This is a genomic window from uncultured Rikenella sp., from assembly GCF_947628055.1.
Lineage (GTDB): Bacteria > Bacteroidota > Bacteroidia > Bacteroidales > Rikenellaceae > Rikenella.
The window spans coordinates 1-10,979 of sequence record NZ_CANQYJ010000081.1 but is presented as its reverse complement, the minus strand read 5'-3'; the positions used below and the strand labels follow the sequence as shown (position 1 = coordinate 10,979).

Annotated in this window: 9 protein-coding genes; 8 read left to right on the top strand and 1 reads right to left on the bottom strand. The window is 57.7% G+C overall.

Annotated features, from left to right (window positions below; genetic code table 11):
* The 6 genes from Q0Z93_RS07805 to Q0Z93_RS07780 all read left to right on the top strand — a co-directional run.
* Positions 1 to 197, top strand: a 197-nt coding sequence (locus tag Q0Z93_RS07805; RefSeq protein ID WP_298064364.1) for a hypothetical protein, incomplete at its 5' end; no start/stop codon positions are given.
* Between the two features lie 861 nt (positions 198 to 1,058).
* Positions 1,059 to 1,952, top strand: a complete 894-nt coding sequence (gene rfbD / locus Q0Z93_RS07800; protein WP_298064362.1) for a dTDP-4-dehydrorhamnose reductase — start codon at positions 1,059 to 1,061, stop codon at positions 1,950 to 1,952.
* Positions 1,953 to 2,007: 55 nt separating this feature from the next.
* Positions 2,008 to 2,454 carry a nucleoside deaminase gene (locus tag Q0Z93_RS07795; RefSeq protein WP_298064365.1) on the top strand — a complete coding sequence of 149 codons (447 nt, stop codon included), beginning with the start codon at positions 2,008 to 2,010 and terminating at the stop codon, positions 2,452 to 2,454.
* A 132-nt stretch (positions 2,455 to 2,586) separates the two neighbouring features.
* Positions 2,587 to 3,543 carry a tetratricopeptide repeat protein gene (locus Q0Z93_RS07790; protein ID WP_298064361.1) on the top strand — a complete coding sequence of 319 codons (957 nt, stop codon included), beginning with the start codon at positions 2,587 to 2,589 and terminating at the stop codon, positions 3,541 to 3,543.
* Between the two features lie 665 nt (positions 3,544 to 4,208).
* Entirely contained in the window at positions 4,209 to 4,553 is a 345-nt protein-coding gene (locus tag Q0Z93_RS07785) for a hypothetical protein (protein WP_298064359.1), read from the top strand.
* Between the two features lie 131 nt (positions 4,554 to 4,684).
* Complete coding sequence (locus Q0Z93_RS07780) at positions 4,685 to 7,336, top strand: prolyl oligopeptidase family serine peptidase (RefSeq protein WP_298064357.1); 2,652 nt, start codon at positions 4,685 to 4,687, stop codon at positions 7,334 to 7,336.
* A gap of 253 nt (positions 7,337 to 7,589) precedes the next feature.
* Here Q0Z93_RS07780 and Q0Z93_RS07775 read toward each other — a convergent pair whose 3' ends face one another.
* On the bottom strand, positions 7,590 to 8,804 hold the full coding sequence (locus Q0Z93_RS07775; RefSeq protein ID WP_298064356.1) for a transglutaminase-like domain-containing protein: 1,215 nt from the start codon (positions 8,802 to 8,804) through the stop codon (positions 7,590 to 7,592).
* Positions 8,805 to 8,927: 123 nt separating this feature from the next.
* On the opposite strand from Q0Z93_RS07775, the gene Q0Z93_RS07770 reads away from it, so the two are divergent.
* Positions 8,928 to 9,296 (top strand): DUF1573 domain-containing protein, encoded by a 369-nt coding sequence (locus tag Q0Z93_RS07770; protein WP_298064355.1) that lies wholly within the window; start codon positions 8,928 to 8,930, stop codon positions 9,294 to 9,296.
* 716 nt (positions 9,297 to 10,012) lie between these two features.
* Positions 10,013 to 10,432, top strand: coding sequence for a methylmalonyl-CoA epimerase (mce, locus tag Q0Z93_RS07765; RefSeq protein WP_298064354.1), 420 nt, complete (start codon positions 10,013 to 10,015; stop codon positions 10,430 to 10,432).
* Positions 10,433 to 10,979: the final 547 nt, after the last annotated feature.

Here is a 10,979-nt window from a genome sequence, read left to right as displayed (position 1 = left end):
GCGCGCGGGACAAAAGAATGTTCACCTCGCGCGCCACGCCGAAAAAGGAAAATCGACGGTTTCAACGAGAGTTGAAAGCAAACGATTTTCCCGGCGCGCAGGTTTTGTTCGAGGTAATTCCGGCCCAAGCAAACGCAGTTTCGCAAGCCCGCCGCGGGCACGCGGCCCCGCGCGGGAGCGCAGTTTCTTCCGGTTAAAGGTGTAGCCTTCCCCCGCTGGAGTGCCCAGCGGCACCCCGCGCGCGACGGCTGGAGCAGGAAATCGTTCAAAAGCCGCTTGCGCTTTTGAACAGGATTTCCGCCAGCGCGCGGGACAAAAGAATGTTCACCTCGCGCGCCACGCCGAAAAAGGAAAATCGACGGTTTCAACGAGAGTTGAAAACGAACGATTTTCCCGGCGCGCGGTTTTTGTTCGGGATAGTTCCGATCCAAGCAAAACGAAGTTTTGCAAGCCCGCCGCGGGGCCCCGTTGGGGCTTTTGTTAGAGTTTGAGAGGACTTAGTTAAACGGCCTGCCCGCCCCGAGGGCAGTTTCCTCTTTTGGGACAGGATTTCCGCCAGCGCGCGGACAAAGAATGTTCATCCCGGCGCGAGGACAAAGAATGATTCTGAATAGTACCGGGTCGCCGCCAGCGGAAAGAGCAACGAGCACCGCCGAAGTTGCTCGCGCCGCTCGGGATGGTGGCGACTCGCGCGACCGAAGGTCGCGGTTTACTTGGCTTCCAACAGGAAAACGACCGGAGTTTCGTCCCACTCGGAACCCAGCGGTACTTTCGGCCTGTGCACTTTTGCGAAGTGCTATTTAAGGGTCGGACGCCCGGGAAACTTAGGGGAGTTCCAGTCCGGTTCGTGTGCCGAGCGGCACCGAGCCTCCGCCCGGGGTGGCGGCGACTCGCGCGACCAAAGGTCGCGGTTTATCGGATTCCGACACAACAACAGACGGAGCTAACGGAGGAGACCGCTAATAAAATAGCCAACGGTGCAGCTCGCCTGCCGGACGATTGGGACGATCATCTGTCCGATGGCGATTGGAGAACAGAAAAGCATCAAAATACAGATAATGAATAAGATTTTGGTAACCGGAGCGAACGGACAGTTGGGAAACGAATTGCGCGACATCGACCGGAGCGGGAGGTATGCAGGACGGTACGCATTCGTTTTTACGGACGTGGCGGAACTCGATATCACCGACCGGGCGGCCGTTCGGGCTTTTGTCGAAGCCGAACGACCGGCATGGATCATCAACGCCGCGGCTTACACCGCAGTAGACCGGGCGGAAGAAGACGCGGAACGGGCCGAACTGCTGAATGCCCAAGCCGTTCGGAATCTCGTTTCGGCAGCCGAAGCGACAGGTGCCCGATTCATTCAGATTTCGACCGATTATGTGTTCGACGGGCGGATGCCGGCCGATCGGCGGCCGCTGGCCGAAAGCGATCCTACAGGGCCGCGGTCGGTCTACGGGGCGACCAAGCTGAAAGGAGAACGCTATGCGTTGGGCTACAAACGCAGTTTCGTGGTGCGTACCGCGTGGCTCTACAGTACCTACGGGAATAATTTCGTGAAGACGATGCTGCGGTTGGGAGCGGAACGTCCGGAGCTGGGGGTGGTGGCGGATCAGTGGGGAACACCGACCTATGCGGCGGATCTGGCGGCGGCATTGCTGCGGATGGCAGCCTTTTGCGACGAACATCCGGAACGGGCGGAGGAGTTGTTCGGACTCTATCATTATACGAACGAAGGGATCGCGACCTGGTGCGATTTCGCGAGCAAAATTATGCGCATAGGAGGACGGAATTGTACGGTGAAAGGGATTGCAACGGCGGATTACCCGACCCCGGCGGAACGTCCGGCCTGGTCGGTGCTCTCGAAAAAGAAGATCCGGGATGTTTTCGGACTGGAAATCCCGGACTGGAAAGAGAGCCTCGTCCGATGTATGACCCGCCTTTTGAAATGACCCGGTGCGACCGCCTCTGCGATCGAAGACGAACCGGCAGCAGCCTGTGCGAACATTGGAGACACACGAGAAATACATGCAGATAGCCTTGAGCGAAGCCCGGGAGGCGGCGCGGCAGGGCGAAATACCGATCGGAGCCGTGGTCATGGCCGGCGGACGCACCATCGCCCGCGCCCATAACCTGACCGAAACCTTGGGCGATGTGACGGCACATGCCGAGATGCAAGCGCTGACCGCTGCCGCTTCGGCTTTGGGGGGCAAATACCTGGACAAGTGCACTTTATATGTGACCGTCGAACCCTGTCCGATGTGCGCCGCCGCCCTGCGATGGGCGCAGCTGGGAACACTCGTCTACGGCGCACGGGACACCAAACGGGGCTATACCACCGTTTCAGAAGAGCTGCTGCATCCGAAAACGGCGGTCGTATCGGGAATCGCGGAGGAAGAATGCTCGCAACTCCTGTCGGAATTTTTTGCCGCCTTGCGGAGTGCCAAAGACTGAAATTGTGCGGATAGCGTCCTGAACCGTCGCCGCGATTTTGAAATCTCCGAAAAAATCATTCAATTTGTAATCGCCGTTCCGCACAAGGGGCGGATATTTGTCGAACATTAATCTAAACATACCGTAACAAAAATGAAGCAAGCTAAATTGTGGGGAGTGGCCTTGGCCGCAGCCATGACGGTTCTGGGCGCTTCGGCGCAAACCGTCGAAGAAGTGGGTCTCAAAATGAAAGAGGCCGGTGAGCTGGTCAATGCCAAGAAACTCGTCGAAGCCATTCCGGTGCTCGAAGAGGTGGTCAAAATGGGGCAGGCCGTCGGCGCCGATGCCGTGGATATTACCACACAAGCACAGAAACTGTTGCCGATGTGCTATCAGCAAAAAGGAGCAAACCTTTACAAAGCTCAGAAAATCGACGAGGCGATCGCCGCTTTTACCAAAGCCGGAGATCTTGCCGACCTTCAGGGCGACGTGATGACCACGCGCAAGATGGGGCGAACCGTATCGCAACTCTATATGGTGCAAGGGATCACGAGCTTCAACACCAAAGACTACACCAAAGCGCTCGAAAGCTTCTCGAAAGGGCTCGAACAAGATCCGGACAACATCCAGCTGGCGTACTACACAGCTAAATCGTATGCTGAACTCGGACAGCTGGATCAAGCGACCGCATTGTACAAGCAAGTGATCGAAGCGGGAGCGGAAAACAGTAAATTCGCCAAGCAGGCGACGGATGCGAAGGCTGATATGGCCAATTATATGCTCGTAGCGGCTTCCGAAGCGGCCAAGGCGGGCGACATCGAAAAGGTGCAGACCTATGTGGCGACCATTCCGGAGAATGCGGACGCCAATCTGCTGCTGATCCAGACGGCCAACAACCTCAAGAAATACGACGTGGTGATTGCCAAAGGGGCGGAAGCGTATGCCGCTCAGACCGACGCTGAAAAGAAAAGCGACGTGGCTTTTCTGATCGGTGTGGCATACCAGAACAAGGGGAACAATGCCAAGGCTGCAGAATGGCTGCGCAAGGTGACCGCAGGGGCTAATGTGGCGGCAGCGAAGGCGCTGCTGGCGGATGTGACGGCGGCGTAGCTGGAAGGACTTCCCGCGGCACATCACTTTCTGCGCAGGAACGGGCAGGGTTCCATACGAAACCCTGCCTTTTTCGTATCCCCGTGTAAAGACCGCCCCTGCTCCGAGGCATTTTTTATGATCGGTTAATTAGTACGTACCCACATAGAACTGTTCTCTTTGTGAACAAAGAGAACCAGAAAACCGACGCAGCAGGCGAGAGCCATCGAGCTTGCTCGAATGGCCGAGGCGCCAGGAGGAAGGCGAAGCCAAACTTTTTGAGATGCTTGCGCATCTCTTCAGCCTGCCGGGTACCTTTGTTTTTGCTTCTCTTGGGGTATGAGCAATAGCGGGCACTTAGGAAAATAACGCTTTATGCCCGCTATTGCCACACCCCAAAGCAAGCTCAATGCAAGAGGACTGCGGAGCCTAAGGAGTAGCGTAGCTATCTGAAAGTCTTTTGGGTACCTTTTCTTCAGAATCGACGCTGCCAGCGAGAGCAAAGCGGGCTTGCACGCTCTGCCGAGCGGCGAGGAGAAAAACGAGCGTAGCGAAGTTAAAAGGTACGGTTCCATCCAACCGAAGGAACAGACAATAAAACGATCGGTAATTTTTTCATTTTGGGAGAACGTACTAAAAATATCCGGTTCCGCGTTATCTTTGCAAGACAACAATAAAGCACCCCAATGGAGACCTTTCTGACCGTCATCCTATTCCTATTCGTCGTTTTTTGGCTGCTCGGCCTTTTCGGACGGTGGACCCTGCGCTGGTGGATCGCCCGCAAACAGCGAGAATTCCAGCAGCAATTCGGCAGCGACGGGAAAGCGACCGGCGGCACGTTCGGGGACGGTTCGTTCCGCGGATTCTATGCCAATTTCGGCGGCAGTCGCAAAAAGAAAAGAGAAGGCGAAGTGACAGTCACCCACACGAACCGGCACAGCGAATACCAAGTCGGCAAAAGCGTAGGCGAATACATCGAATACGAAGAAGTCGAAAACTCTACGACCACAGCTCCCGACAGAAAAGAATAGTTCGCCGGAAAGAGTGTCCCATATCCAGTAAAGAATGGTCAAAAACCACACTGCACGTCTGTCGCAGTGTGGTTTTTTCGTGAAAATCATTACTTTTACCACCCCTCAGACCAATCAATCCACAGCATAATATGACCTCGATCACTTTCCAGACCTTGCGGAACGCAGCCCTCTGCACGGCAGCATCCATCGCATGGCATACGGTTTCTGCCCGGCAGGCGGCACCAGACGACGGCAACATCGTCGCCATCTTCGGACAGCAGAAAGTAGAAACCACCGACGAAGGACGCGTATTCCACCGATTCCGCGAAGGCCTGCTCCTGCCCGGCGGCATGGGCGCCGGCACCTTGTACAACGGCCAGGACATGGTAGCATGGCTGTATGCCACCGGCCGGTTCACCACCCCGCAAGCAGGAGACAGCTTAGGCTACACCTACCCGAACCAGAAAGAGGCGCCCATGGCCTACCAGTCCCACGCCGAACGGCAGGCAGCTGCCCGCGGACACAAGCCCCGGTGGACGAAGCTGCCCGACTGGATATGGAGCCCGATCACAGCAGATTCCAGCGGCATATTCCGCAGCCCGCAGATGCGTTCCGCCTACCTCTACACCGCCTATACCGCCCCCCAGTCCGAAATCGCCCTGTTAGAGACCACCGGCGGAACACGCACCTACATCAACGGCGAGCCGCACGAAGGCGACCACTACGACTTCGGCTACACACTGATTCCCGTGCGGCTGAAAGAAGGATTGAACGAAATCATCTATACCCCCGGCCGCTTCGGGCGGGTGGAATCGAAACTGGTCGCACCCAAGAAACCGATCCTGTTCACCAAGCGGGACATGACCCTGCCCGACCTAATCGCAGGCGAGAATGGCCCCAAATGGGCAGCGATCCGCGTCGTGAACGCCACAGAGAAGCCACTGACAGGATTGACGATACGGGCCACCCTCTCGGCACCGGACGGCCGGAAAGTCGGAGACACCGTTGAATGCAAGACCGACGACATCATGCCTCTGGCAGTTCGGAAAGTGAAATTCCAGCTGCCGGCCACCGGGAAAAACTCGCTCAACGGGCCACTCGAAGCCCGCTTAGAACTGATCCGGGACGGAGAAGTGCTCGACACCGCGACCATTCAGCTGCGGCAGGTATCGCCGGCCATACACCACGAACGGACATTCGTGAGCCGGATCGACGGGAGCGTACAATACTACAGCGTAGCCCCGGCCTTGCGCACCGAGCCAGGGGATACCGGTGCGAAAGCATTTATCCTGACCGTGCACGGCGCCTCGGTCGAAGCCCGCAACCAGGCCCGCGCCTATAAACAAAAAGATTGGGTCGACATCGTCGCACCGACCAACCGCCGCCCCTACGGATTCAACTGGGAAGAGTGGGGCCGCATCGACGCGCTGGAAGTGTTAGAAGAGGCACAGCGCATTTTCAAGACCGACACGACCCGGATCTACCTGACCGGCCACTCGATGGGCGGCCACGGCACCTGGTTCCTGGGGACCACCTACCCGTCGAAATTCGCCGCCATCGCGCCGTGCGCCGGGTATCCCGACATTGCAGGCTACGGGAGCGGCAAAGGGGACGCCATGCACCGCCGCCACCCGCTGTTCGAGCCCTTCGTGCGGGGAGCCGCGGCAGGACGTGTGGTGGCGCTGGCCCGCAACCTGAAACAGTCGGGAGTTTATATCCATCACGGCTCGGCGGACAATGTGGTGCCGACCTCTCAGGCGCATATCATGCGGGAAGCGCTGGGCCGCTTCCACACCGACTTCTGCTACCACGAATATCCCGGCGGCGAACACTGGTTTGGAGACGCCAGCGTCGACTGGCCGCCGATCTTCGACTTTTTCGCCCGCCATTCGATCCCCGCGGCAAGCGACGTGGACGAGATCGACTTTTACACCGCTTCACCGGCCGTTTCGTCGCAGGACTACTGGCTGACCGTCGAGCAGCAGGAAAGCCCGTACCGGTATACGAACGTGCAAGTGCGCAGGGAAGGGGACACGGTGATCCGCGTAGCAGCGGCAGAGAATACCGTGCTGCTGACATTCGACCTGCCGGCCCTGAAGATGAAAGCCCCGGAAACGACGATCGTGTTCGGCAGCGGAGAGCGGCTGACGGTGCCGACTGCGCAAAAAGCCATCGTGGCCTATCGCGACGGGAAATGGAAAGTGTCGGACAAAGTGGATCCGAAACAGAAACATTCGGGCCGTTACGGAGGATTCAAGCAGGCGTTCGACAACCGCATGGTATTCGTCTATTCGACGGTGGGGACGGCTGAAGAGACAGCCTGGTGGCGCGCCAAGGCGCGGTTCGACGCCGAGACCTTCTACTACCGGGGCAACGGTTCGGTAGACATCATTCCCGATCTCGAATACGAAGTGGCCAAATACCCGAACCGCAATGTGATTCTCTACGGGAATTACGACAACAATTATGTGTGGTCGCGACTCCTGAAAGATTGTCCCATTCAGGTGCGTAACGGCGAAGTCTCGATGGGGACGCGCACCTTCACAGGGAACGACATAGGGGCTTATTTCGTCTATCCCCATCCGGACTACCCGGACGCGCTGGTCGGGGTAGTGACGGCTACCGGTACCGAGGGGATGCGCGCAACCGGCCCGAACAACTACATTTCGGGGATCACGGGGTTCCCGGATCTGATCATCTTCCGGGCGGATATGCTGAAAGACGGATTGGATGCGGTCGAAACGGCAGGCTTCTTCGACAACGACTGGTCGCTGCACCGAAAAGACTTTGTGACCCGATAGGACGGAGGGTCTTCTTGTTATCGGGGCCGGGGAAGATCGTTTCCCTGAGCTGAGCCGAACCGACACAAAAGCGGGAGGGAAGCTATGAAAACATAGCTTCCCTCCCGCTTTGTATCGCCTCCCCGAATAGGAGACGGCCGCCTCCGGAAACCATCGGCAACCTCCGGGAATCTTCGGAAACCTTTGGGAATCTTTGGGAATCTTCAGGAGCCTCCGAAAATCTCCGGGAGCTTCCGAACGTTCCGAGAACAGATTATTCGAGATAGAGTTCCACCTCCACCGGTTCCGGTTGTTCGCCCTGCGCAGCCTTCGGCGTGGAAACCGGCGCGCTGTGGACGGTTCCCGCAGCGTCCGTGAATTCCGCTTTCAGTTCCTTGCCAAACGGCAGGTAGAGCGTCAGGTAATCGTTCATATCGGCCGTCGGCCCCGCCGTTTTACCCGCCGCCACCATATTCCCCGCCTCATCGACCACCTTGATGTCCTGCGCCACCCGGTCGGCACTGCTGCGCCCCCCCTCTTTCGACTTGAAGACCCGGATCACCACCGGCGCCCCGTTCCTGGCCTCCGCCATCTGCGCATTGTAGAGGTCGATATAAAAATCCGTCACATCGATCCCCGGCACATTATGATTCTCGAAATCCCACACCATCGGGAAATGCAGCCCCGTCGGCCGCCATGAAGTAGCATACATCCAGTAGATCGGATCACTCTTGTCCGCCTTGCCCGCCCGTTCCAGGAACCAGCTGTGATTCAGCGCCGGCGTAGGATAGTATTCCGTGAAATACCACCGGCCGTCGATCCAGACCTCCGTCCAGTTGTGATTTCCCTCTTTCGACACCCACAGCGGCGTCCCCGCGATGCGCGACGGAATGCCCATCGTCCGGAAAGCATCCGTCAGCAGGATCGACAGCCCGCTGCACGAAGCCATCCCGATCTCCATCGACTCGCTCGGCGACTGGTGCGGTTTGCGGCGCTTGGTATTGTACTCCACCTCGACCAAGTATTGCAGCTGTTTGTTGATCGTGTCGATCGCCGCCCGCACATCGGTGATACTGTCCACCAGCGGATAGAGTTTTTCCCAGAACATCGCCCGCCACGGTTCGCGCCGTTCGTTCATCGAAGCATACGGCAGCACATCGTTGTAGAAAACGGAATCCGGCAACGTCTTGGCCCACGGAAAAGTTTCGCGCGCCCGATACGCCCAGTCCACCTCTTCGAGCAGGAAGTCCGCCTTTAAAGTATCCCGGTCGCCCTCCGGCATGTAAGCGATCAGGAAAGCCATTCCCTCTTTCTGTTCTTTCGGCGCCCTTTTCAGCGCAGCGAGCAGTTCCTGCCCGTTTTCGCCGGCAGCGGCGATGTTGGCCTGCAGGTCAGCGGCCAGTTTCGGTTCGAGCCCCTTGTACGGGTCGCCAGCGCAGGAAAAAAGCAACGCGGCGGCCAAAGAGGCTACGAGTGAGATTTTCTTCATATTTATTTAGTTTTGGGTTAGTCTCGAGTAAACAAAGATATTACTTTTGTTTCAATAAGTCGAATTCGGGCCGGGGTCGCCCCGGAACTTCGGGGAAACCCGACCGAGCAGTCTTTCACGGGTATGATGACAAAGAGAATCTGGCTTTCGTGGCTTTGCACGCTGAGCTGCGGCGCAGCGGCCGCCCAGTCGCTGCGGGTTTCCCCTTCGGTCGTCCGGATGGGCGAGATCGCCCTCCGGTCGAAAAACCGGGTCGAACTGACATGCGTCAATCTATCGGACAAACCGATCGTGATCCGCGACATTCAGACGGATTGCACGTGTACCAAACCGGCCTGGCCCAAAAAACCGGTGATGCCGGGCGACAGCGTGCGGGTCGCGGTGACGCTGATGCCGACCGACCGGGGGGCGTTCTACAAGACGGTGCGTTTCGTGACGGTTCCGGCGTCGGACGAGACACCGCAGGCGGTTCTGCGCGGAAAAGTCTATTGAGCGGCGTCGGGAATGATACTGTTTGCCATACGAAAGGATTTTCGGCTGTGATCTTCCTCTGTCGGGCGGCAGCCTCCCTCATCGGAGAAGGGTGCCGCTCGATACGCAATCCGAAAATCAATGCCATGTTATTCGCGGCTCGTCAGAGCCGTCGGATCGCCGCCTCCCCACGCGGCGGGCCGAAACTCACTTTCGTTCGTCAGTCCTTGCAGGCGGCGACCATTGTTTTCGACAAACTCTGCCCTGCCTCTTTCGAGTCGGTTACCAAGAACTGTGCTTTGTCCGCGCGAAACCGCTCAACATACAAGTCGGGCCGCCTTTACGTATTTTCCCGTGCGCCGGCAAAATCATTCCCGATAAATTATCATTTATCGGAACGGTTTCGCTCTGTAAGGCGCGATGCGCGGGGATGAACATGCCTCGTCCCGCGCGCTGGCGGAAATCTGGTTCAAAAACGCAAGCTGCTTTTGGACGATTTCCTTCTCCAGCACTCGCGCTCGGATGAGTTTGAGGGAACTGCGCTCCCGCGCGGGGCCGCGTGCCCGCGGTGGGCTTGCGATGCTTCGCATCGCTTGGGCTGCCTCTACCCCGACTTATTTTGGCCCGCGTTTCTTTTTCCCGTCCGGGTTGATATTTCAAAAACAAAAACTAACTTTGTAAGGATCGGCTCGGCGAGCTGTTTTCTTCCGACTCAAACGATTAAAAATCCATACATTATGAACATCTCCCACATCGAGCATCTGGGCATCGCGGTAAGAAGCCTGGATGCGGCTATTCCGTATTATGAAAAGGTACTGGGCCTGAAATGTTATAATATCGAGGAGGTGGCGGATCAGAAGGTGCGCACGGCTTTTTTCAAGGCGGGGCAAACGAAGATCGAGCTGCTCGAGCCGACTTCCGACGACAGTACGATCGCTAAGTTTATCGAAAAGCGGGGCGAGGGAATTCATCATTTGGCGTTCGCGGTGGCTGACGGGGTGTCTGAGGCGCTGGCGCATTGCGAAGCGGAGGGCGTGCAGTTGATCGACAAGGCGCCGCGGCGGGGGGCGGAGGGTCTGAATATCGCGTTTCTGCATCCGAAGTCGACAATGGGGGTGCTTACGGAACTCTGCGAAGACCCGGCGAATAAGAAATAAACGTTCGGTTTTCTGCAGCCTTCGAGCCGGGTGTTTTTTTGGGGGGTAATCGCCTCGATCCGGTGAGGCGTTTGTTCTTTATAAAAACTTTTTTTGATGCCGCTCAGGCCGCGGGGGCCCTTTTTTCTTAGCCGCCTCAAACCGGCGGGGTTCTTCTTTTCTTTTGACAGCAAAAGAACCGAGCAGCGTTCCGAGGACAGAGACCGCTTGCGGGCTATGCCGAGGCAGCGCGAGGAAGACCACAGGTCAAACGAAGCAAAGAAAACTGTCTCCAGCCGGTTTCGCCTTGTCGGGTATCCGCGCCTCTTGCGCGGCCCCCTCAAGGCAAAACACGACGCTTCCGGAAAAGGCTTTCGCGTGCGGAGAATACCGTTTCCCGCGTCAGCGGCCAGGCCGGAATCCAATAAATCGCGACCGCAGGTCGCGCGCCCGACGCCGCCCCACGCGGAGGGGCGGTGCCGTTCGGCACTCGATCCGGTCTGTAACTACCCTAAACGGCATCGCCGGCGTCGGACGGTGCTGCTGAGATGCGAAAGGACTTTTCAAC